The sequence below is a fragment of the Pseudomonas sp. 1 genome, from assembly GCF_056626735.1.
In genome coordinates, this window is sequence record NZ_JBWXMQ010000006.1 from 1 (window position 1) to 23,012 (window position 23,012).

A 23,012-nucleotide genomic window follows, 5' to 3' on the forward strand; every position below is an offset into this window, starting at 1 on the left:
TTTGCTCGCGTCAGCGAACAAATTTGCACAGTTATTTTCGAATCAGAACACTAGAATAGATCCCAACTTTTTCGGAGTCAGAGCCCTTATGTCGGATTCGGTTGACGCCCCCGGGCTGTCAGATTTACCGCTGGATGACTTGGTGGCCTGCCATGAGTGCGATCTGCTGATGCGCAAGCCCAAGCTTGCTCACGGCGAAAAAGCTCTCTGTCCACGCTGCGGTTACGAACTGTACGCTCACCGTCATAACGTGGTGCAGCGCAGTCTCGCCCTGGTCATTGCCGCGTTGTTGCTCTACGTGCCGGCGAACTTTTTACCCATCATGCAGCTCAATCTTCTCGGGCAATCGTCGCAGGACACTGTCTGGAGCGGTGTGATCGGTCTTTTCAACACCGATATGCGCGGTGTTTCAGTGGTGGTATTCCTTTGCAGCATGGCAATTCCGCTGCTGAAACTGCTGTGCCAATTGATTGTGTTGCTGACGATCCGTTTCAACACCGGACGCAGTTATGGCCTGCTGCTCTACCGCATTTATCACCACCTCAAAGACTGGGGCATGCTCGAGGTCTACCTGATGGGTGTCCTGGTCGCAATCGTCAAACTGGCGGACATGGCAGCTATCACCGTGGGCCTCGGTCTGGCGTGTTTCATCGGCTTGTTACTGGTTCAGGTCTGGCTCGAAGTGGTGATGTCGCCGCACCAGATCTGGCAGGCGTTATCAGGAGAAGATGCCCATGCGGGCGATTGATGCAGGCATTCTGATCTGTACCGAATGCCACGAATTGAACAGGCAGGATACCGACAGCGATGTGCAGACCTGCACTCGATGCGGTGCGCTGGTTCACGCCCGTCGGCCCAATAGTCTCGCGCGAACCTGGGCGCTGCTGATCACGGCCGCAATTATCTACATCCCGGCCAACGTATTGCCGATCATGACAGTCAGCTCACTGGGCCAGGGTGATCCGAGCACGATCATGTCCGGTGTCATCCAGCTGGTGCAGCACGGCATGATTCCGATCGCCGCCGTGGTATTCATCGCCAGTATTCTGGTGCCGACGTTCAAACTGGTGGGCATCGCGCTGCTACTGTTTTCTGTGCAGCGTCGCCAGCCCTTGTCCGCCCGTCAGCGGATCTGGATGTACCGCTTCATCGAGTTCATCGGTCGCTGGTCGATGCTCGATATTTTCGTGATCGCCATTCTGGTGGCGGTCGTCAACTTCGGCCGGCTTGCCAGCGTCGAAGCCAATCTTGGCGCCATCGCCTTCGCCAGTGTGGTGATTCTGACGATGCTCGCCGCTGTCACTTTCGATCCCCGACTGATTTGGGATAACACGGAGTCGGACGCCGACCATGACTGATTTGCCTGTAGCGAAAACCCGACCGGCTTCGAACTGGTCCGCCATCTGGGTGTTGCCCCTGATCGCCCTGATTATCGGTGGCTGGCTCGGCTGGCGTGCCTATACCGAAACCGGCATCGAGATTCAGGTGCGTTTTGAAAGTGGTGAAGGCATTCAGGCCAACAAGACCGAAGTGGTCTACAAAGGCATGCCGGTCGGCAAGGTGAAAGCCCTCAAGCTCGATGATGAAGGCAACTCCAAAGGTGTCATCGCGACTATCGAGATGAACAAGGATGTCGATCAGTACCTCAAGACCAGCACCCGATTCTGGCTGGTCAAGCCAAGCGTGACCCTGGCAGGGATCACCGGTCTGGAAACGCTGGTTTCGGGTAACTACGTCGCCATCAGCCCCGGCGAAGGCGAGCCGACTCGCAAGTTCAAGGCCCTGGCCGAAGAGCCACCGCTATCGGATTCCAAGCCCGGCCTGCACCTGACCATCAAGGCCGATCGCCTCGGTTCGTTGAATCGTGGCAGCCCGGTTTTCTACAAACAGATCAAAGTCGGTCAGATCAAAAGTTATGTGCTGTCGGAAGACCAGAGCACGGTCGAGCTCAAGGTATTCATCGAACCGACCTACGCCAAACTGGTGCGCAAACACACCCGTTTCTGGAACGCCAGCGGCATCAGCATCGACGCCAACCTGTCCGGCGTGAAAGTGCGCAGCGAATCTCTTGCCAGTATCGTCGCCGGCGGTATCGCCTTCGCCACCCCGGAGAACCGCAAGGACAGCCCGCCCACCGATCCGAGCCTGCCGTTTCGTCTCTATGAAGACTTCGACGCGGCCGCCGCCGGCATCCGTGTGAAGGTCAAACTCAGCGATTTCGAAGGCCTGCAGGCCGGGCGTACCCCGGTGATGTACAAGGGCATTCAGGTCGGTAACCTGAAAGCGCTGAAGATCGATCCGGACCTGTCCAGCGCAACCGCCGAGCTGACCCTCGATCCGCTGGCTGAAGACTATCTGGTCACCGGCACGCAATTCTGGGTGGTCAAACCTTCGATCTCACTGGCAGGCATCACCGGTCTGGAAGCGTTGGTCAAAGGTAACTACATCGCGGTCCGTCCGGGCGACAAGGGTGGTGCGCCACAACGTGAATTCGAGGCCCGGCCAAAAGCACCGCCGCTGGATCTGCGCGCACCCGGGCTGCACCTTGTGCTGTTCACCGACACCCTCGGTTCGATCGATGTCGGCAGCCCGATTCTCTACAAGCAGGTCAAGGTCGGTTCGGTGCAGAGCTATCAGTTCTCCAAGACCCGCAAGCAACTGGTGATCGGCGTCCACATCGAGAAGGAATACGAAAACCTGGTCAACGCCTCGACCCGGTTCTGGAACGTCAGCGGCGTCACGCTGACTGGCGGTCTGACGGGCGGCATTCAGGTCAAGAGTGAATCGTTGCAGACCCTGATGGCCGGCGGTATTGCCTTCGAAACGCCGCAAGCCAAGGCACCGCTGCAAAAACGCATTCCACGCTTCCGTCTGTTCGCCAGCCACGACGAAGCGAATCAGAAAGGCGCTGTCGTCACCATCAAGGTCGATCGCGCGGACGGTCTGCGCAGCGGCACACCGGTTCGCTTCAAAGGCCTGGACGTCGGCAAGATCGAAAGTGTCGACCTGACCGATGATCTGCAATCGGTGATCCTCACCGCGCGCATCACTGAAGTGCCGGAGAAGATCGCCCGGGTCGGCAGTCAGTTCTGGGTGGTCAAGCCGGAATTGGGGCTGATCAAGACCTCGAACCTGGAGACCCTGGTTACCGGCCAGTACATCGAAGTGCAACCGGCGGCCAAGAACCTCGGCCCGCAGAAGAACTTCGTGGCCCTGGCCAATCCACCGGAGGTGACCAAGCAAGAGGCTGGTTTGAGTCTGGTATTGAGCGCTGCTCGTCGTGGCTCGCTGAAACCGGGTGTGCCGGTCACCTACCGCGAGATCACCGTGGGCAAAGTCACCGGTTACGAACTGGGCCAGACAGCGGATCGCGTACTGGTGCACATCCTGATCGAACCGAAGTACGCGCCACTGGTGCGCAGCGGCAGTCGCTTCTGGAACACCAGCGGCGTCGGTTTCGATATCGGCTTGTTCAAAGGCGTGACCATGCGCACCGAGTCGCTTGAAACAGTGATTCAGGGCGGTATCGCCTTCGCCACCCCGGACGGCGAGAAGATGGGCAATCCGGCCCGCGCCGAACAAACCTTCCCGCTGTTCGACAAGTTCGAAGACGAGTGGCTGAACTGGGCGCCGAAAATCCCCCTCGGTAAATAATCCGGAAAATATGGGCGTTGTTGAGGGCGCCTTCGCGGGCAAGCCCGCTCCCACAGGTTTTTGTGTTGAATACAAATTTGTGTAAGACATCAATCCTGTGGGAGCGGGCTTGCCCGCGAAGAGGCCCTGTCATTCAGCACAAAATTCCAAGACATAAAAAAGGGCCGCGATCCAATGGATCGCGGCCCTTTTTTGTAGCCGTCAGTTACGCATCAAACCGCATCCAGCTCCGGCTCGTCCGCTTCGACGTTGATCGTGGCTTTCACCACATCGTGGCGACGGATGTACTTCCAGTCCGCCTCGTCGATGTAGATACCGGCCGGGCCGCTGCCACCTTCCAGGTCGATGGCGACACTGGCGCAGACCTGCGGCTTCACGCTCGCCAGAATCGGCACGAAGCCCAGTTGCAGGCTGGTTTCCAGCAGGGCGGCCTGGTTCTTCTCGTCGATGTCCGCCGCCTCGTCGAGGTAGTACGGCAGACGCACGCGGCCGGCCAGGTCGCGGTCCATCAAGTGCAGCAACAAGTACATGTTGGTCAGCGCCTTGATGGTCATCGTGGTGCCGTTGGACGCCGCGCCGTCGATGTCGGTGTGGATCACCGGCTGGCCGTTGACCTTGGTGATCTCGAACGCCAGTTCGAACAAGTCCTTGAGGCCAAGCTGGTTGTGGTTCGCCGCCACCAGCCGTGCCAGGTATTCCTTGGCCTCTTCGTTCTTGTTGTCCTGTTCCGCACTTTGGCTCAGGTCGAACACCGACAGGGTTTCGCCTTCTTCGTACTGGCCGGCGCTGTGGATGATCTGGTCGATGTGCTTGAGGGCTTCCTTGTTCGGTGCGAGCACGATGCGGAAGCTCTGCAGGTTGGACACCTGACGCTTGTTGATCTCGCGGTTGAACAACGCCAGTTGGTGCTCGAGGCTGTCGTAGTCGCTGCGGATGTTGCGCAGGGTTCGGGCAATATCGGTCACGGCTGCACGACGGGCCTTGCCGAGGGTCAGGGCTTCGTCGGTACGGTGCGCGTAAGCGTTGATCAGCAACGACAGGCGGCGCTCCATGTCGTCTTCGCTGTCGAACTTGGCCACGCCCTTAAGGCGCACTTGTGCGTAAAGCGCTTCAATCTGACCGTCGGCACGCAGCAGGCCTTGCCAGCTGTCCTGATAGTCGTTGAGCAGCGGCAGCAGGTTGTCCATCGAATCGTCGACCGGATCCATGAACGGCGTACCGAACGGCAGGTCTGCCGGCAACAGCTGACGGCGACGCAGGGCGTCGTCGAGGGTGCGTTGCTTGGCTTCCATGTCGGCGATCTGCCGGCCGACCAATTGCAGCTTGGCCGACAGTTGCTGGACGCGCTCGGTGAACGCATCGCTGGAGCGTTTGAGTTCGTCCTGCGCGGCCTCCATCTGCGCCAGTTGCTCGAGCTTGTCGCCTTCTTCGGCGCTCAAGGTCTGGGTGCGACGGAAGTCTTCCAGCGCCTTCTGCGCATCCAGTACCTGCTGGTACAGCGCCTCGGTCTGGGTCTTGCTCGCAGCGCGGTCGGCGGCTACGGCTTGTTGGGTCTTGAGCTGTTTGAGCTCTTTTTCCAGGCGTTCTTTCTGATCGCGCAGCGCAGCGCGGTCGGCCAGCGCTTGCAGCGCCGGCGGCTCTATGTGCGAGATGTCGATCGACAGGCCCGGCACTTCGAAACGCTCGCCCTTGAAACCGTCGAGGATCAGCTCGACCGACTTCACCCATTCGCCATCCTCGTCGAGGGTGATGCCATGTTCGCCCAGCGGCAGGCTGAACAGCGCGCTGTTGAACAGGCGCATCAGACGTTCGACGTCCTGCTGCGAGAACTCTTCGCGCAGGCGCGCGTAGCTGTTGTTGTCGGCGTGATCGAGTTGCTGCTTCACCGACTTCAGGCGTTTTTCCAGATCGCGAAGACGTTCCTCCAGATCCTCGGCGCTGAACTGACGGGACTGCGCCAGTGCACCGGCCAGTTCGTCGTGAGCGTCCTTGGCCGCCAGCAGTTGCTGCTCCAGCACCTTGACGTCATCGACCAGCGCAAAGCGGTTTTTCAGTACCGACAGTTCGCCGAGCCAGCGCTGGATGCCGGAGATTTCCCGTTCCAGACGCATCAGCTCCTGAGTGCCACCCCGCTGATCGTTTTGCAGGTCGTCCTGCTCGCGACGGTAGTGCTCGGCCTGAATGGTCAGCTCTTCCTTGCGCGCCGTGGCGTAGTCCGACCAGGTGCCGAGCAACGAGTCGAGCAGCGGCGACAGGCGATGCAGTTTGCCGCGCAGCACATCGCGCTGCTTCACGCCATTGGACAAGGCTTCGACCAACGGGCCGGCAGCCACCAGCGAGTTGTAATCCTGTTCCATGCGCCGCACGTCGCGGAAGGCTTCTTCGCACGCCGCGATGTAATCGACGCTGCCGGAACGCAGGCTGTGTTCGAAGGCATCGAGGAACAATTGCTTGAGCTTGGCTGCGGTGATTTCGCGCATGTGCAGCAGGTTGATGAACAGCGCGCGGAAAGTCTTCAGGCTCTGCTCGCTGGTGGAGCGCAGCGGAATCAGAGTCAGGTCGAGCGGGATCGACGTATGACCGCCGACCAGCAAACGACGCAGCTCGTCAGGTTTGAGTTCGTAGGCTTTCAGACCTTCTTTCTCAAGGTTGCTGAACAGCTCTTTCTGACGCAGGCAGGTGTCGTTTTTCTGGTAGTGAGCCAGGTCGAGCTTGCCGGCGTAGGCGAAGAACTGGTGACCGAAACCGCCACCCGGGCCGCGACCAACCACGCCGATCACGTGCGGGCCGTGGGGCAGGTTCACTTCAACGAGGATGTAACTGGTGTCGGAGGCAAAGTAGAAGCGCCGGGATTGTTCCAGGCTGTACTTGCCGAAGCTCATGTCCGACATGCGCGCCAGGATCGGGAACTGCAAGGCGTTGATCGAGGCGGATTTGCCGAGGTTGTTCGCGCCGTAGACCGACAGCGGCTCTTCCAGCGGGAACAGGCCGAGGCTGTAACCGGCGGTGTTCAAAAGGGCAAAGCGGCGGATGCCGTAGCGTTCCTGGCTCATGCATCGGACTCCTGTTCTTCGGCAATGGCGCGGGCCAGTGCGTCTTCTTCGCTCTCTTCCTCAAATTCGCTGAGATCGAGCGGGTCGTCGGTGGCGAGGAATTTGGCCTCGGCGGCCTCGTCGATCAGCACCGGTGCCGGCAGCGGCAGAACGCTGTGCACGCTGGCCGCCAGGTCGCGGTCCTGCTGAACCGACAGGCAGACGTCTAGGAAGCGGTGCATTGGCGGCAGGAAACGGTACACGCCGTTTTCCTCGCTGGCGAAGCCGAGCTGGGTCATGCGGCGCATGATCTTTTCTTCCAGCTCTTCAACGGTCTGCACTTCGGCCTGGATGAACAGGTCGCGGTACTTTTCCAGCAGCGACGGCAGTTCTTCGCGGCCGAGGCTGCCGCCGTCGAGCACGGCGATCGGATCGCGGCCCTGATCGGCCAGATGCTCCACCAGGATGAAAGTGAACAGCGCCAGACGCTGAGCGGTCTTGTTCACCGCTGCGGCAGCCATGTCCGGCACGAAGTAGTAGAAACCACGGGTGTCGCAGACCAGTTCAAAACCCAGTGCCTTGAACAGCGTGCGGTACTGGTCCTGGAAATTCGACAGTTGTGCATACAGCTCAGGATCACGACGGCTGACGTGGTAACCCTTGAACAACTCGCGGAAGATCGGCGCCAGTTGCGACAGTTCGGAAAGATCAAGATGCATTAGACGTACCTGCAGAGAGGGTGCTCGCAGAATCCTCGGTGGCGTCGCCGGCCGAGAGCAGGGCGAAGGAGCGCAGACTGACCTGGTGCTCCTGAGTGTGGTATTCGCGGCGTTCCAGACGCTCGCGCTTGAAGCGTTTTTCCCGCGACAGGCGCGAGAACCAATAAAGCAATTCGTCGGTCGCGCCGTCCGGCTCCTGCTCCAGCAGCCAGGTCATCAGATCCGGCATCGGCAGGGATTCTTCGCAGCGGTCGACCATCTCGCGCACGGTGCGCGGTGCGCGCGGGGCATCGCCGGTTTTCTGCGACTTGTGTGCCTTGGGGAAACGCGCCGGTTTAGGCTCGAAACGGGCGAGGGCGTATACGTAGGCTTCGACCTGACTGGCGCTGCCGAGGAAGGTGCTTTGCGGCCGGGTGAACAGCGGCATCGCGGCTTGCGGCACGGCGTCGATGCCTTTGCGGCGGATCGCCGCCAGCGCCAGCGCGGCACCACGGGTCACAGCGTTGTGTCGGCGCGCTTCCTCACGCAGTGGCAGCAGCAGTTCCCGGGCGTGACGCAGGGTCAACTGGGCGCTGGTCTGCATTTCGAGGATGCGCGCGTGGGTGCGCAGCAGCATGTCGTCATCGACCAGATGGCCCAGGCGCTGCTGTTCGCTGAGCATTTTCAGCAGCACGGTTTCGACCTTGCGCACGCCTTGTTCGAAGGCGCCGTCGGCGTTCACCAGATCGATCATCGGCTCGACGTATTCGTCCCAGGTCGCCAGTACTTCGGCGTAACGCTGACGCAGCGGAATCTGTCGGTCGCTGGTCTTGGCCCGTTCGGCCACGGCCACCAGCGCCTGTTCGTCGTTGTCGAGTTTCTTCAGAACGTCGCGCACGCGCATGTCGAGCAGGCGCAGCTGACGGGCCAGATCATTGCCGTCACGGACGTCGAACGCATCCTGGATATAACCGGCCAGACGCTCGAGGTGGCGCAGATAGGCTTCGATCTCCAGGCACAGGCCCAGACGGTGCTCGCGGCGCAGGTAGGCCAGGAAATCGTGGATCTGCGCATTGAGCTCGAAACGGTTCGGGCTTTTCGCCACGGGAACCAGAATGTCGAGGCGGATCCACACGTCGAGCAGGCTGGTGATGTCCTGCGGCGTGCTGTCCAGTTGTTGGGCGGCCAGTTGCGTGCGCAGTTCGTTGAGGCTCAGGGTGCCCTGGTCGAAGTGCTCGCACAGTGGCTCCAGAAGTGCCCAGTGTTCAGCGAGGGCGCGCAAGACGCGCTTGGGTTCGATCATCGGAATGGCCGGCTGGTTGGCGATTAAAAGCCGCGATTGTACTGCATCACGAAGGATGCGATTCACTCTCGGGACGGGCTGTCGCTTTTCTTTGCGTCAAGTTATCGGTCAAGACTATCGATCAACAGCGCGCGATCTTGAGCGAACGGCGGTAGAATCGGCGCACTTCAGTTATCCACAAGTGGCCGACCCTTGCTAATCGAGTCCCGCCGCCGCGCCTATTTGAACGCCATGCAGGTGGTCAACTGGCTGCCGCGCACCGAATTGCCCTTTGCCGCCCCGTCGCGGCCCGAGCTGCCGGACATGCCCGAGCCCGAAGTTGCCGCGCCGCAGATCCCGGCAACCCCGGTCGAAGCGCCGGTGCAGCCGGCCGCGCGTCCGGTCGAACGGCCGAAGATCGAGATTGCGCGACCTTCGCCGGCCAGTCCCCGCACGGGCGCCAAACCGGTCGAAGAAGTCGACGAAACACCTGTGGTGTCCAGGCCGGCACCGGTGCCGCCACCGCGGTTTGCCCTGCAATTGCTGCGCGCCGGCCGTTGCCTGCTGCTGGTGGAGTTACCCACAGGCGAAGCTTTCCAGTCCCGCGATCCTGCCTATCTGTTACTTAAGGACATGCTGCGTGCCGCCGGTCTGCCGGACGCGCCGCAGATTGTCGGTGAGCCGGTGCGTTGGCCATGGCTGAACCGCGGCACGATGGATCAGGGACCGGAAGCGGCCCGGGATTTCGTCCAGGGTTTCCTGTCGGTGCAGATGGAGGCGGCGCCGTGCGCCTGCCTGTGGCTGATCGGACTGCCGGCGGTGCGCTTTGCCGGTGAAGCGGATGCCGAGGCGTTCAACCGTGAGTTGCAGATCGAGGGTCTTGGCCTGGCGTGGGCGTTGCCGGGGCTGGAATTGTTGATGGAAGAGCCACAGCGCAAGGCCGCCGTGTGGCAAGCCATGCGTCGGCTGATGGCGCGCTGGAAAGAATCGAATGAGTGACGCTGTATCGTTTCGCCCGATGACCGAGGCGGATCTGGACGCTGTGCTGAAGATTGAATACGCCGCGTACAGCCATCCGTGGACCCGCGGGATTTTTCTCGACGGCCTGGGCAAGTACCAGATCTGGCTGATGTTCGAAGGTGAGCAGCAAGTGGGACACGGGGTGGTGCAGATCATCCTCGATGAGGCGCACTTGCTCAACATCACGGTCAAGCCGGAAAACCAGGGGCGCGGACTGGGGCTGACCCTGCTCGAATACCTGATGTCCCGCGCCTACGCGGCCGATGCCCGGGAATGTTTCCTGGAAGTGCGCGACAGCAACACGTCAGCCTTTCGCCTGTACGAACGCTACGGCTTCAACGAGATCGGCCGGCGCCGGGATTACTACCCGGCGGTCGGCGGGCGTGAAGATGCCGTGGTCATGGCCTGCACGCTGGTCAATTGAAACGTTGAAGCATCGCTGGCAAGCCCGCTCCCACAGGTTTTAGTGTCGTATACATAATTTGAGTACGATCCGGATCTCTGTGGGAGCGGGCTTGCCCGCGATGGCGTCCTGTCAGGCAATACAAATCAACGCTTGCGATCCAGGGGGTCGCGGCGCGCCAGCTCCGCCTCATCCAGTCCGTTGCCGCCGCCGATGTCGTCCTCGTCGACCACGCTCAGATCCCAATCGGCCTGATTGTCGCCGCCGAGCTCCTGGGCATCCCGGGCACCGTCCTCACGGATCAGGGTTTCCGGGCTCAGGTCATCGTCGGTGGGCTCATGGTCGGCGGTCGATGCCCCGGTGAAACCCGCTTCGCGCACACGCTCACGGGGCAACAACTGTTCGCGCTCGCGCTCGGGCAGTTCCTCGCCGATCTTTGCGCTGGGCTGTTCGTCGTCGAAGTCCAGCTCATGCACTGAACCCATGCGGTCTTCGTTATCATCGATGGGCTCCGGTTGCACCGCATCGAAGGGACGTCGTGAATCAGTCATGGCAATTCCTCATACTGTGGGCCTTACTGGGATGGACTCACCGGGCGCACCAGAAATTCAAAGCAAATCACCCTTGATTCCGGAGTGACCCCGACCGGCGGTCGACTGTCATACCAGCGCATCTTTCTTGAGGCCTTACAGCATGCATGACTTACAAGACCTGATTGATAACAACGAGCGTTGGGCTGACGCGATCACCAAGGAAGACCCGGATTTCTTCGCCAAGCTGGCCCGCCAGCAGACTCCGGAATATCTGTGGATCGGCTGCTCCGACGCGCGGGTGCCGGCCAACGAAATCGTCGGCATGCTGCCGGGCGATCTGTTCGTTCACCGCAACGTCGCCAACGTGGTGCTGCACACCGACCTCAACTGCCTGTCGGTGATCCAGTACGCGGTGGACGTGCTCAAGGTCAAACACATTCTGGTGACCGGGCACTACGGCTGCGGCGGTGTGCGGGCGTCGATGCAGGATCGCCAGTTCGGCCTGATCGACGGCTGGCTGCGTTCGATCCGCGACCTGTACTACGAAAAGCGCGAAGAACTGGCCAAGCTGCCGACCGAAGAAGAACAGGTCGATCGTCTGTGCGAGCTCAATGTGATCCAGCAAGTGGCCAACGTCGCCCACACCAGCATCATCCAGAACGCCTGGCATCGCGGGCAGAGCCTGTCGATCCACGGCTGCATCTACGGCATCAAGGATGGTCGCTGGAAAAGCCTGAACACCACGATCAGCGGTTTCGAGCAATTGCCGCCGCAATACCGCTTGCGCCCGGTCGGCGCGCCTTGATCGGTCGTTCAGCGTAAACCTTGCCGACGCCGCCAGCTCAGCAGATAGCGCTGGCCTTCAAGATTGGGTGATTCGTCGTAACCGGTGATCCACCCACGGCAGCGCGAGGACCCGCAACCGCAGGCGAACTGGCGCAGCAGTTTGTCTTCGGTGGCGGTGTAGTCCACCGTCAGCCGTTCTCCCTCGACAATATCTCGCAGGGCCCACACCCATAACTCGCTCATGTCGAGAAAGGTGTTCGGGTCGCAGCAATGCTCGAACGCGCCGCAAAAGCGCGGATCGTAGAGATGGATACCGGCCAGCATCTGCCGGGTCTGCCGACAGCGATAAGGCAGCAGTTGGCCTGAAACCCGACACATTCGGGTGATTCGCAGGAATGACCGGCACGCTATGACAGCGGTGGCCACCCCTTCGGGGTCGTGAACAATCTGGAAATCCTGCTTCGACGGAAATCCGAGGCGGACGGGGAGTCCGGCAAAAGGATAAATGCCTTCGGTATCGCGTGCCGGTTTGCCCGGTAATGCGTATGTGTTCATAACGGTCCCTGTTGGCTTCGGTGTCGCGACTTCCGTCGGCTGACATCCTGTCAGTCCTGCAACACGCTGATTGGATCCAAGATCCTGCAAATTACCCTAGCGGTCTACTGTCAGATCTGACAGTCGAAATAGACGCTTTCCCGCGTCAGCCAGGACTGACACGGGAGCACCACATGTCCGTTCAGAGATGGGCGGCGGGCGCGGCCATGTCTGGCAGCGGGCTTTTCAGCTGTTGCAGTTGGGATTTGATCGGTGCGGTCGAGCAGGTCTTGTCCGCTTGTGCCACGGTCTGGTTGCGGATCGTGGTGTAGAACAGCTCGCAGGTCTTGGCTTTCTGTGTCACTTGCCAGGTCTGGGTGCAGCTGTTGAGCAGGGTCTTGGGATCGGTGCCGGGTTTGCTGCCCATTCCGGCCTGCCAGCAGGCGGCGCTCAAATCTTGTCCCATCACCTTCAGACCGGCTGCATCGGCCTTGGCCTGGGCATCGTCGCCGGTGTAGTTGCTCGGATCGGCGGCGTACCAGATGTAGCTCGGGTGGTTGGAACCCAGCACCGGCACGTTCACGCCCGCGCTCGGGCTGATGGTTGCCAGACCCAGTACATTCACGGTCGCCCCGTATTGCTGCTTGATCCAGTTACGCACCGGCGCACCAAAGGCAACCATCGGCAGCACGGCGCCGCTGGCGTTCTGGCTGACCTGCTTGACCATGGTGGTCTGGTAATCCTTGAAGTAGTCGTACACGCCTTCCAGATCCTTGCCGGCGCTGGCGGGCGCGGCGATCGGGGCGATGTCAATGATGGTCTGGTAAGCCGGCGTCTGATCGGCGGGGATGCCATTGTCGGTCAGCAGCGCGGCCCAGCGGTCGGTGGTGTTCGAGCGCAGGTAATCCTGGGCCTGGGTCAGCGAGTAATCCGGCGGGAAGTGCAGCAGCTCGACACTTTTGCGGTTTTCCAGAGCCATGCCGAGTGGCAGGAACAGGTACCAGCTGTACGCCCATTTGCCGTCGGCGTTGAGTTTGCTGGCGCCGTTATAGGCCAGGTCGCCGGCGTCCAGCAGCGCGGTCAGCGGTTTGTCGTAGCCCTTCGGTACGCCGCTGATTTCGGCGTAGAGCTGATCGTTGTCGTTTTTCACCAGCACTTTGGCGTTGGTGTAGCCGTCGCGCTGCACGCTCTGGCTCAGGTAATGGGTGACGGTCTGCTCCAGCGTCCAGTTGCGAAAGCAGATCACGCTGCAATTGTTGGGGTAGGCGAAGAGACGGGTAACGCGCTCGGTGCTGCCCAGTTTCAGGTCGACATCGGCGTGGGCGGCGGCGCTCAACGTGAGCGCCGCGAGGGTGAGGCCTGCAAGTTTCAACATGCTCAGATCCTTTTCAGCGAGGGTAAAACCTTGGTGGAGGGGCAATCCGGCCCGCATCTAGCCTAGCCGGGGAACAGGAGTTTCAGCGAATAACCGAGCTGACTGGCGAGAATCACGCCGGTCATGACCACCAGAAACAGCAGTTGCAGCGGACTGAAATGCGCCCAATGCAGCGCGGTCAGCCAAGGGTGCTTGTCGCTGAACTCCGGGTCGAGCGTACCGATGCGCCGCTTGTGCCAGAGCCCGATCAGGATCACCCCGATGTAGGTGAAGGCTCCCAGACCTCCGAGCATGACCGAGAACAGCAGGATCATGACGGCTTGCGGCAGGCCATGGCGCAGCACGAGCCAGCGTGTATCAGGGTTCCATCGGCGTGGAATGATCCTTTCGGTCAACCACAGATCCTGGACGATCAAATGGGCGCTGATCAGAAACCAATAACTCAAGCCGATCCGGAAAAACCAGACAGGAACACAGGCGAAGGCCAGGGGAATGACGATGCTCATGGCCGTGGTCTTGTGCTCGGCAGGCAGATAGAACAGCCACAGCGCCAGCGCAATCGCAGCCCATGACCGCAACCAGGTTTCGGCGGCGATGTAGCGTGGCAAAAACCGTCGCCAGTAGAAAACGTCGGCGTACGGCAAACGGGCGAGCAGGTCGGGGAAGCGCCACTTGAGGGTTTCCGACAGTTGCTGGCAGGCCTGCCAGTCAGCCGGAATGAACCGGTCGGTCATGTCTTTCTGTTGCCGCGGCTTCATCGGGCTGATCAGCATCCGCGCGGCGAGCGCGTCGGGCGACCCGTTGCGCTGATCTTCGGCCCGGGCGCACAGGGTGTCGTAGAGGCTTTCCTGGTTGCAGCGCTCAATCAGCGCCTGCCAGAGCCAGTCCGGTTGCGGATGAATGCCCTTGGTGTCGTCCCAGCCGAACAGTTGGGACACACGGTCGAACAGCGGCACGCTCCATTCCGTGTCCTGCAGCAGTTGCAGGATGATCTGCTGCCAGTGTTCCCGACGGTCGAACACCTGGAGCCAGGGTTGGGCCGTATAAGTCTTGAGCTGCGCGAGAAATTCACGCTCGTTCTGCGAGGCGAGCAATGCCTCCAGCGATTGCCGGTAATCCATCAGCAACTCGGTGGCGAGAATGCCGCGCTGCCCGTCGCCGATCACGATCTCCTGCCACGGGCCCAGCCATCCGAGGTGCTGCACTGCCCAACGGGCAATCGAAAGGCGCAGGGCGGGATGGTCGAAGCACAACGTCAGCAACAGTGTCTGGAACGCTTGCGCACAATCCTGCTGGCGCGCTTGCTCCCAGCGTTGGTCCAGATTGGTGTCCGAGAGGCCGTTCAGCAATTGCGACGCGGCTTCAACGGCCGGATCAACGGTCGGCTCCACAGGCTCCGGATTCAGGGGCTGTACCCGCAAGACCGGCGACTCGAGCGGTGCTTCGGGCGCGGCCGGGGTCACCGGTTCGAATGGCGGCGAAGGGTAATCCCACGCATCGGTTCCGGTCTTCTGCAGTGGCTGAGCCATGGACTGCTCTTGTACCGCCAGCGCGGCGATCCCCGGAGCCAGCATGACGTCGCCGTGCTCCTCGGTCTCCTCGTTTTCAAGGCGCCATTGGGCAATCGACAGCGCGCGCTCATAGGCTTCGCGCAGGCGCTGAAAACCTGCGGCATCCTCATCGGGCCGAAAGACTTTCAGCAGGCGCGCATAGCTGCGCTTGATATCACGCAGCCCGGCGTCTTCGGGCAGTTGCAGGACAGACCAGCATTCCATGTCGTACTTCCTTACTGCCAAGGGTTACGGTCGAGGGCGCTCAACTGTTTGCTCAGTTCGGTACGGGTTTCACGGATCTGCCGCTCGTCCTGGGAATCCAGCGCCTGCTGGAATTGCTTGGCCCAGTAGCCGATCTGATCGCGCAGGTCACCCAGGCTTTCCTGATAGAGACGTTCCAACCGTGCACTGAGCAGAGTGTTCACCTGCTGCTCGCGCGGATGGATCTTCAGTTGCGCCAGGGCTTGCAGGCGCTGCTGGATCTCCTCGGGCGTCAGCACGCCGGGGTTGTTCTCGATGACCAGCGAGTGTTGCTGACCGGTCAGGGGAATGCTGACCTGGGCTTCGAGCAAGCCGTTGTTGTCGTAGGTGAAGCGCACATCCAGCTCGACTTCGCCGGCCTTGCGCTTGGGCACCTTGATGTCCAGTTGGCCGAGCGCCACGTTGTCTTTGACCAGGCGGCTTTCGCCCTGAAAGATCTTCACGACGACCTGTTCCTGGTTGTCGTGAAGGGTCTGCACGGTTTTCACCCGGCTGACCGGGACGATGCTGTTGCGTTCGATGATCGGCAAGTAGTGACCGCTTTCATACTGGCGACCGACCTGCGTGGAAGTCTCGATCCCCAGGGTGTAGGAACAGACATCGGTGAGCACCACTTCTTCCAGCGCGGCCGAACGGGCCTTGAGTGCTGCCTGAATTGCGGCGCCCTGAGCCACGACCTGATCCGGATCGAGGCTGATCGACGGGAAACGGCCGAACAGCCCGGCGGCAAGTTTGCGCACCAGCGGCATGCGGGTGGTGCCGCCGACCAGCAGGATCTCATCGAGGTCGCTGACGCGGATGCGTGCGTCCCGCAGGGCCCGTTCGATCGGCGCGCGCAGGCGTTCGAGCAGCGGCATGTACAACGTCGCCATCTGCGCCTGAGTGATGGTCTGCGTCCATTGTTTTTCGCCGACCTGCAATCTGAATTCGGTGCTGGCGTCCTGGCCCAGTGCGCGGCGTACGCGCTCGGCTTCGCGGCGCAGCGGCTGGAGGATGGTGGAGCGCTCGGGGAAGTCCGAGACGTTGCGATGCTGATCGATAAAGTGCTCGAGCAGCACGTTGTCGAAATCCTCGCCGCCGAGGAAGTTGTCACCGGCGCTGGCGCGCACTTCCATGACGCCCTCGAAGAGTTCGAGAATCGACACGTCGAACGTGCCGCCACCCAGGTCGAACACCAAAAACGACGTTTCCTTGTCCCGTTGGTGCAGGCCGTAGGCGAGTGCGGCGGCGGTGGGTTCGTTGATCAGCTTTTCGACTTTCAGGCCCGCCAGTTCACCGGCGATGCGCGTGGCCTTGCGCTGGGCGTCGCTAAAATAGGCCGGCACGCTGATCACCGCTTCCGTGACGGTCTGGCCGTAGGTGCGCTCGACGTCTTCTTTGAGGCTCTTGAGCACCAGCGCCGACAGCTCTTCGGGACGGAATTTTTTATCCCCGAGGTAGACCTCCGTCGCACTGCCCATATGGCGTTTGAACAGCGACGCAGTCAGGCGCGGATGAGTGTGCAGGCGTTCGCGGGCGGCTTGCCCGACCAGAATCCGGCCCTGATCGTCCAGGCCCACCACGCTGGGTGTCAGAAACTGCCCCAGGGCGTTAGGCACCAACTCAGTGGCATCGCCGCGCCATACGGCAACAAGGCTGTTGGTGGTTCCCAGGTCAATCCCGACGATCATTGCAACGAACTCCCTTTGCGCTCAGACAAAAAATGAAACAGATATTGGGCGCGCAAGAATATTACCGAGGCAGTGGCGCGGTAAAGAAAGATGATGGCTCTGAGCCATTATTTGCGACAGGCAGCCGCAGAAAGGATCGTTCGGGGCGTTTTGTCGAAAGCAAAGACAGGGCGCTGGAGCCAGCACCCTGTCGTTATCGTTTACGGCATGACGGGCGGCAGATACGAAAGCGTCGTGCCCAGCGCCCACAGCAGCGCCAGCACCAGCGGCGTATGTACCAGCAATTGCACGAACGAGAAGCCGATCAGATCCCGCGCCTTCAGCCCCAGCACGCCCAGCAGCGGCAGCATGTAGAACGGGTTGATTAGGTTCGGCAGGGCTTCGGCGGCGTTGTAGATCTGCACCGCCCAGCCGAGGTGATAGTTGAGATCGTTGGCCACCTGCATCACGTATGGCGCCTCGATGATCCACTTGCCGCCACCGGACGGAATGAAGAAACCGAGAATCGCCGAGTACACGCCCATCAGCAACGCATAGGTGTCGTGGGAAGCGATGCTGACGAAGAACGTCGAGATGTGATGGGCCAGGGTCTGGGCATCGGTGCCCTTGACCGTGGTCATCAGCGCGGCAATCGAGCCGTACAGCGGGAACTGGATCAGCACCCCGGTGGTGGTCGGCACGGCGCGCGACACCGCATCAAGGAAGCTGCGCGGGCGCCAGTGCAGCAACGCGCCGAGCATGATGAACAGGAAGTTATAGGTGTTGAGCCCGGAAATCGCGGTGATCGCAGGTTTGGTCGAGAACTCGTGGAACAGCCAACCGGCCGCCAGCAAGACCAACAGGATGATCAGCAGCGGGCTGTGCTCCAGCCACTCGCCGGGACGGGTGCGCGGTTGCAGCGGCGGGAGGTTGAAGGCCGGGTCGATGCCGCAGGCCTTGGCATCACGCGCCGAGTTCGGGCCGGGCGCGGTGGCGTAGGCGATGATGATCGAAATCACGATCAGTGCCAGCAGCATCACCCCCGACTGCCAGAGGAAAATCGTCTGGGTGAACGGGATCACCCCGGTGATCGACAGGATCGACGGCGGCAGGCTGGCCGGATTGGCCTGCAACTGCGCGGCGGACGACGACAGGCCCAGCGCCCACACGGCGCCGAGGCCAAGGTAGGCGGCGGCACCGGCGGCGCGGTAGTCCATTTTCAGATCGGTGCGGCGGGCGAGGGCGCGGACCAGCAAACCGCCGAACACCAGCGACAGGCCCCAGTTCAGCAACGATGCGACCATCGAGATCAGCGCGACCCAGGCCACGGCCGAGCGACCGTTCTTCGGGATCCGCGCCAGGCGATCGATCAGTTTCACGGCAGGCGGCGAACTGGCCACGACATAACCGCCGATCACCACGAAGGCCATCTGCATGGTGAACGGGATCAGGCTCCAGAAACCGTCGCCGAAGGCCATGGCGGCATCGGTGGGCTTGGCGCCCATGGCCAGGGTCGCCAGCGCGACGATGATCACCGCCAGCGCGGCGAACACCCAGGAGTCGGGAAACCAGCGTTCGGCAAAACTGGAGCAGCGCAAGGCAAAGCGCGCAGAGCGGCTATCTTCGATATCAACGGCCACGGGAGTACCTCGGATTTTTATGTTTATTGTGGTCTTCGGGGCTTGGCCGGCCCGTCTGGACAGGTGCCAACAGTAAATCAACCGGTGGATTTTTGTGACCGTGTTTTGCTGAATCAGACTATGGTCTAACGGGTTGTCCGGCGGACCGTTTGCGTAGACCATGGGCGCCTTGGTTTTTTGCCTGCCAGAGTTCTTTGCCATGACTGCCCATTCCACTGCCCGACCGGCGCCGTTCAGCCGTTCCGACTACAAGACCCTCGGCCTTGCGGCACTGGGCGGGGCGCTGGAGATCTACGATTTCATCATTTTCGTGTTCTTCGCCCTGACCCTCAGCCAGCTGTTCTTCCCGCCGGAAATGCCTGAGTGGCTGCGCCTGCTGCAAAGTTTCGGGATCTTTGTCACCGGCTATCTGGCGCGCCCGCTGGGTGGAATCCTGATGGCGCATTTCGCCGACCGGCTGGGGCGCAAGAAAGTTTTCAGCCTGAGCATCCTGATGATGGCGCTGCCGTGCCTGCTGATCGGGATCATGCCGACCTACGCGCAGATCGGCTATTTCGCACCGCTGTTGCTGCTGGCGCTGCGCATCCTGCAAGGCGCGGCGGTGGGCGGTGAAGTGCCGAGCGCCTGGGTGTTCGTCGCCGAGCACGCGCCGGCCGGGCATCGCGGTTATGCGTTGGGCTTTCTGCAGGCCGGGCTGACCTTCGGTTATCTGATCGGCGCGTTGACCGCGACCTTTCTTGCGCAGGTGTTCACCCCGGCTGAGGTGCTGGATTACGCATGGCGTTATCCGTTTCTGCTGGGCGGTGTGTTCGGCGTGATCGGCGTCTGGTTGCGCCGCTGGCTGAGCGAAACCCCGGTGTTCATGGCCATGGAGGCGCAGCGCGAGGCGCGGGTCGAACTGCCGCTGCGCACTGTGCTGCGCGACCATCGCCTGGCCATGTTGCCGGCCATGCTCCTGACCTGCGTGCTGACCTCGGCAGTGGTGGTGTTCGTGGTCATTACCCCGACGATGATGCAGAAAACCTTCGGCATGACTGCCGGCCACACCTTCGCGTTAAGTGCGCTGGGCATCGTCTTTCTGAACATCGGCTGCGTGATTGCCGGACGACTGGTGGATCGCATCGGTGCCTGGCGCACGGTCATGCTCTACAGCCTGCTGCTGCCGCTGGGGATCGGCCTGCTTTACACCTGCCTGATCAGCGGTGGGGATTGGGTCGGTCTGGCCTATGCCATCGCCGGGTTGTGCTGTGGCGTGGTCGGTGCGGTGCCGTCGGTGATGGTCAGCCTGTTCCCGGCGCGGATCCGCGTTTCCGGGATCTCCTTCACCTACAACATTGCCTACGCCGCCTGGGCCAGTGTCACACCGTTGCTGCTGATCGGTCTGATGCCGTGGAGCCCTTGGATCTGTGTGATGTTCTGCACAGCGATGGGCACGGTGGGCGTCTTCACTGCGGCGTATTTCGGTTCGCGCATGCCGCGCGCAGAACAGTGTCCGGTGGCCGGCACTGCCTGATTTGTCGAGGCGTAACTATTTTTGTAGGACAAGCCTCAAGCGCTCTTCAGAAAAGATTTCCAAGGCCGATGGTTAGGCTGCATACCCGCTATCCATCCAGTCCATCGGTGCTTTCCCATGTTCAACAAACGCCTGAAGCAAGAGCTGGCGGCTCTTCGTGAAGAACTCTCCAGCCTTCTGCAAGTGAAGGAAAGCCTGGAAAGCGAGATGCTGGTGCTCACCCTTGAGCCCGACGGACGGATTCAGTCGGTCAACCAGAATTTCCTCAGTGAAATGTTCTACAAGAGTCAGGACCTGATTGGCCGAGCGATCGAAGACATCGTGCCGGCGCATGTGAAGTCCGACGATTTTCATCACCGCTTCAAGGCCGCTTTGACCCGTGGCGAGCATTTCGCCGGCGCTGTGCGTCTTTCCCGCGGTAATGGCGAAGAGGCGTGGTTGCGTTCGATCGCCCAGCCGATTCGTTCATCGGATGGCCGGATCAAGCATTTCTCGATTTTCTCCAGCGACCTGACCCGCACCATCGAGGCCTCCCGCGAACACGAGAACCTGATCGGCGCGCTGGTGCGTTCGACCGCCGTGATCGAGTTCGACCTCAGCGGAAATGTGCTGACTGCCAACGACCGGTTCCTCCAGGGCATGGGTTACAGCCTGGCGCAGATCAAGGGCAAACATCACCGCCAGTTCTGTGAGCCGGAGGAGTACAACAGCGCCGAGTACCAGAACTTCTGGCGTCGCCTGAACAACGGCGAATTCGTCGCCGGCCGTTTCAAGCGGGTCGACAGCCATGGTCGGACGGTCTGGCTGGAGGCGTCCTACAACCCGGTGCTCGACGCCAACGAAAAACTCTACAAAGTGGTGAAGTTCGCCACGGTGATCACCGATCAGGTCAATCAGGAACAGGCTGTCGCCGACGCCGCCAACATCGCCTACAGCACGTCCCTGCAAACCGACAGCACCGCCCAGCGCGGCACCCGTGTGGTAACTGAAGCAGTCAACGTGATGCGCGATCTGTCGAAACACATGCAGACCGCCGGCGAGGGCATCAAGGCGCTGAACGAGCAATCCCAGGTGATCGGCACCATCGTCAAGACCATCAGCGGCATTGCCGAACAGACCAACCTGCTGGCGCTGAACGCCGCCATCGAAGCCGCTCGCGCCGGTGAGCAGGGCCGGGGCTTTGCGGTGGTGGCCGACGAAGTGCGGCAACTGGCTTCGCGCACCAGTCAGGCGACCGAAGAAATTGTCGGTGTGGTGCGCCAGAACCAGGACATGGCGCGCAACGCCGTGGCCCTGATGACTGACGGCAAGCAACAGGCCGAACAAGGGCTGGCGCTGGCGGCAGAGGCGGGTACGGTAATCGTCGAGATTCAGGACGGCGCGCAGAAAGTGGTGGATGCGGTCGGCCAGTTCGCCAACCAGTTATCGAGCTGATGCCTGTCGGGCGAAGGGATGGTTCGCGGTCATCCCTTCGTTGTTTCTATCCCGCTACAATCGGCTCTTTTTCCCGGAGCAGATCCCATGCGCGAGTCCTTCCGTCGCCCGGTTCCCTTGAACAAAGCCTACCGCCTGCTCAATCACGGGCCGACCGTGCTGGTCAGTGCCGCCCATGACGGGCAGCGCAACATCATGGCCGCTGCGTGGGCCATGCCGCTGGATTTCGATCCGCCGAAAGTGGCGGTAGTCCTCGACAAATCCACCTGGACCCGACAACTGCTCGAGGCCTCGAGCACTTTTGTTCTCAACGTTCCCTGTGTGAATCAGGCTGACATCGTGCAGACCGTGGGTTCGACTTCGGGTCTTGAAATCAATCGGGATCAGGGGCGGGACAAGTTCCAGGCTTATGGCCTGCCGACTTTCGCCGGTGAGCAGGTCGAGGCACCGTTGCTGGACGGTTGTGTTGCCTGGCTCGAATGCCGGTTGCTGCCGGAGCCGCGCAATCATGAACAGTACGATCTGTTCCTGGCCGAGGTCATTGCGGCGCACGCTGATTCGCGAGTCTTCAGCGATGGACGCTGGCACTTCGAGGGGCATGACGGCTTGCGCACGCTGCACCATGTGGCCGGTGGACACTTCCTGACAATTGGCGATCCGGTGGATGGCAAGACGCTGTCAGTGTGAGCGCCGCTTGATGACAGGTCATGGCCGGATGTTGCAATACAAAAAAGGCTTGCCTATCGGTAAGCCTTTTTCAGTTGGCAGCGGGATTCAGGGTTGGCAACACATGTTGAGGTGCCTGCATCACGGGTTTTCAATCAGACCGACTTCATGGGTTTGATCAGACTTTCTGCCGGAATACCGAACAACTCGTGAAGTTTCCAGATCATGGGAAGCGTCAGAGCGCGTTTGCCATTCAGAACCTCATAAACGCGGTTTGTCCGGCCAATTGCAGGAGCGAGATCGGCTGCTGAAAGCCCGGACTGCTCCATCCGAAACCTTATGGCATCAATCGGGTTGGGCAGGTCGAGTGGGAAGTGCCTGGCCTCATAGGCCTCGATAAGGGTGATCATGATGTCGAAGTAATCACCTTCAGGCGTGCCAGGCTCCGGCTCATTTTCGAAAAGAGCGGACACGTCTTTGAGTGCCGCACGGTAGTCTTCTTCGGTATGAATCGGACGTATGTTCATGGGTTACTCCATTTCGACGGTATCAGCGTCGATTGCGTCGTACTGTTTGTGAGTGCCGACAAATTTGATGTACACCGCGCCAAAGCGGTATGCCACGGCGACAATCAGGCGATAGGAATTGCCTTTGATATTGAACACAACTCTTCGGCTTTTCAGAATGCTGGCGCAAGCAAACTGTGACTTGATATCCACAGGTGTTTTCCAGCTTGCCTTTCTTGCTTCGTCTACCCATGCCAGCAATGGCTGCTGTGCTTCTGGATGTTGTTCCCAAAAGACTTTTAGCTGACTGATGGCGATGATTCTCATGGCGTGATCCTAGTCCCGCTGTGGGACTACTGCAAGTCTGATGGTGGATTCTGGACCAATGGTTACTGTCAATTGATCACTTTTACCGATGCTGTCGGCAGTGGAGGGAAGGAGAGTGAATTCAGTGGAAAACTCTATCCCGTACA

At 60.8% G+C, this 23,012-nt stretch carries 19 protein-coding genes and 2 pseudogenes; 10 read left to right on the plus strand and 11 right to left on the minus strand.

The genetic code is table 11. The annotated features are described in order from the left end of the window. Window positions 1–88: 88 nt before the first annotated feature. The 3 genes from AC1MDC_RS10465 to AC1MDC_RS10475 are packed head-to-tail and all read left to right on the plus strand — an operon-like array spanning window position 89 to window position 3,654. A complete protein-coding gene (locus AC1MDC_RS10465) occupies window positions 89–748 on the plus strand; it encodes a paraquat-inducible protein A (RefSeq protein WP_085701831.1) in 660 nt (219 codons plus the stop codon). Next, window positions 735–1,358, plus strand: a complete 624-nt coding sequence (locus AC1MDC_RS10470) for a paraquat-inducible protein A (protein ID WP_007951771.1) — start codon at window positions 735–737, stop codon at window positions 1,356–1,358. Before AC1MDC_RS10465 ends, AC1MDC_RS10470 begins: the two co-directional genes overlap by 14 nt. After that, complete coding sequence (locus AC1MDC_RS10475; RefSeq protein WP_085700924.1) at window positions 1,351–3,654, plus strand: PqiB family protein; 2,304 nt, start codon at window positions 1,351–1,353, stop codon at window positions 3,652–3,654. The genes AC1MDC_RS10470 and AC1MDC_RS10475 overlap by 8 nt, the downstream gene beginning before the upstream one ends. Window positions 3,655–3,866: 212 nt before the next feature. On the opposite strand, the gene mksF is transcribed toward AC1MDC_RS10475, so the two are convergent. Genes mksF through mksB form a run of 3 tightly spaced genes read right to left on the minus strand, consistent with a single transcriptional unit; the run spans window position 3,867 to window position 8,687 of the window. Continuing rightward, window positions 3,867–6,707, minus strand: coding sequence for an Mks condensin complex protein MksF (gene mksF / locus AC1MDC_RS10480; RefSeq protein ID WP_266200917.1), 2,841 nt, complete (start codon window positions 6,705–6,707; stop codon window positions 3,867–3,869). Then, the gene (mksE, locus tag AC1MDC_RS10485) at window positions 6,704–7,405 is read right to left on the minus strand and encodes an Mks condensin complex protein MksE (RefSeq protein ID WP_007951764.1); all 702 of its coding nucleotides are present in this window, start codon (window positions 7,403–7,405) and stop codon (window positions 6,704–6,706) included. Before mksE ends, mksF begins: the two co-directional genes overlap by 4 nt. Further along, window positions 7,395–8,687: an Mks condensin complex protein MksB gene (gene mksB, locus AC1MDC_RS10490; protein WP_170929660.1), complete on the minus strand. Its 1,293-nt coding sequence runs from the start codon at window positions 8,685–8,687 to the stop codon at window positions 7,395–7,397. Before mksB ends, mksE begins: the two co-directional genes overlap by 11 nt. Window positions 8,688–8,918: 231 nt before the next feature. Between mksB and AC1MDC_RS10495 the strand changes: the two genes are divergently transcribed. Both AC1MDC_RS10495 and rimI read left to right on the plus strand, forming a co-directional pair. Then, window positions 8,919–9,665, plus strand: coding sequence for an energy transducer TonB (locus AC1MDC_RS10495; RefSeq protein WP_480393044.1), 747 nt, complete (start codon window positions 8,919–8,921; stop codon window positions 9,663–9,665). Next, window positions 9,658–10,110: a ribosomal protein S18-alanine N-acetyltransferase gene (rimI, locus tag AC1MDC_RS10500; protein WP_085700920.1), complete on the plus strand. Its 453-nt coding sequence runs from the start codon at window positions 9,658–9,660 to the stop codon at window positions 10,108–10,110. Before AC1MDC_RS10495 ends, rimI begins: the two co-directional genes overlap by 8 nt. 125 nt (window positions 10,111–10,235) lie before the next feature. Here the strand turns inward: rimI and AC1MDC_RS10505 are convergent, their stop codons facing one another. Then, entirely contained in the window at window positions 10,236–10,640 is a 405-nt protein-coding gene (locus AC1MDC_RS10505) for a serine kinase/phosphatase (protein ID WP_266200919.1), read from the minus strand. Window positions 10,641–10,782: 142 nt separating this feature from the next. Here AC1MDC_RS10505 and can point away from each other — a divergent pair, with 142 nt between their 5' ends. Then, entirely contained in the window at window positions 10,783–11,427 is a 645-nt protein-coding gene (gene can, locus AC1MDC_RS10510) for a carbonate dehydratase (RefSeq protein ID WP_007951756.1), read from the plus strand. Window positions 11,428–11,435: 8 nt separating this feature from the next. On the opposite strand, the gene AC1MDC_RS10515 is transcribed toward can, so the two are convergent. The 5 genes from AC1MDC_RS10515 to AC1MDC_RS10535 all read right to left on the minus strand — a co-directional run bounded on the left by AC1MDC_RS10515 (window position 11,436) and on the right by AC1MDC_RS10535 (window position 18,420). Then, a complete protein-coding gene (locus AC1MDC_RS10515; protein WP_480392967.1) occupies window positions 11,436–11,963 on the minus strand; it encodes an SET domain-containing protein in 528 nt (175 codons plus the stop codon). A 181-nt stretch (window positions 11,964–12,144) separates the two neighbouring features. Next, window positions 12,145–13,317, minus strand: a complete 1,173-nt coding sequence (locus AC1MDC_RS10520; protein ID WP_480392968.1) for a hypothetical protein — start codon at window positions 13,315–13,317, stop codon at window positions 12,145–12,147. Between the two features lie 62 nt (window positions 13,318–13,379). Continuing rightward, window positions 13,380–15,092, minus strand: coding sequence for a J domain-containing protein (locus AC1MDC_RS10525; RefSeq protein WP_085700916.1), 1,713 nt, complete (start codon window positions 15,090–15,092; stop codon window positions 13,380–13,382). An 11-nt stretch (window positions 15,093–15,103) separates the two neighbouring features. After that, window positions 15,104–16,801 (minus strand): molecular chaperone HscC, encoded by a 1,698-nt coding sequence (locus tag AC1MDC_RS10530; protein WP_085700915.1) that lies wholly within the window; start codon window positions 16,799–16,801, stop codon window positions 15,104–15,106. 200 nt (window positions 16,802–17,001) lie between these two features. Further along, a complete protein-coding gene (locus tag AC1MDC_RS10535; RefSeq protein WP_480392969.1) occupies window positions 17,002–18,420 on the minus strand; it encodes a short-chain fatty acid transporter in 1,419 nt (472 codons plus the stop codon). Between the two features lie 199 nt (window positions 18,421–18,619). Between AC1MDC_RS10535 and AC1MDC_RS10540 the strand changes: the two genes are divergently transcribed. From AC1MDC_RS10540 to AC1MDC_RS10555, 4 genes and pseudogenes are all read left to right on the plus strand, one after another. Continuing rightward, window positions 18,620–19,933: an MFS transporter gene (locus AC1MDC_RS10540; protein WP_480392970.1), complete on the plus strand. Its 1,314-nt coding sequence runs from the start codon at window positions 18,620–18,622 to the stop codon at window positions 19,931–19,933. Window positions 19,934–20,140: 207 nt separating this feature from the next. Beyond that, window positions 20,141–20,779, plus strand: a pseudogene (locus AC1MDC_RS10545) (PAS domain-containing protein); the annotation flags it as partial. 156 nt (window positions 20,780–20,935) lie between these two features. Then, window positions 20,936–21,367 (plus strand): annotated as a pseudogene (locus AC1MDC_RS10550) (methyl-accepting chemotaxis protein); the annotation flags it as partial. Between the two features lie 87 nt (window positions 21,368–21,454). Beyond that, window positions 21,455–22,054 carry a flavin reductase family protein gene (locus tag AC1MDC_RS10555; protein WP_480392971.1) on the plus strand — a complete coding sequence of 200 codons (600 nt, stop codon included), beginning with the start codon at window positions 21,455–21,457 and terminating at the stop codon, window positions 22,052–22,054. 134 nt (window positions 22,055–22,188) lie between these two features. On the opposite strand, the gene AC1MDC_RS10560 is transcribed toward AC1MDC_RS10555, so the two are convergent. Together AC1MDC_RS10560 and AC1MDC_RS10565 are read right to left on the minus strand one after the other, a co-directional pair. Continuing rightward, the gene (locus AC1MDC_RS10560; RefSeq protein WP_074692315.1) at window positions 22,189–22,560 is read right to left on the minus strand and encodes a helix-turn-helix domain-containing protein; all 372 of its coding nucleotides are present in this window, start codon (window positions 22,558–22,560) and stop codon (window positions 22,189–22,191) included. A gap of 3 nt (window positions 22,561–22,563) precedes the next feature. Continuing rightward, window positions 22,564–22,866, minus strand: coding sequence for a type II toxin-antitoxin system HigB family toxin (locus AC1MDC_RS10565; protein ID WP_480392972.1), 303 nt, complete (start codon window positions 22,864–22,866; stop codon window positions 22,564–22,566). Window positions 22,867–23,012 lie beyond the last annotated feature (146 nt).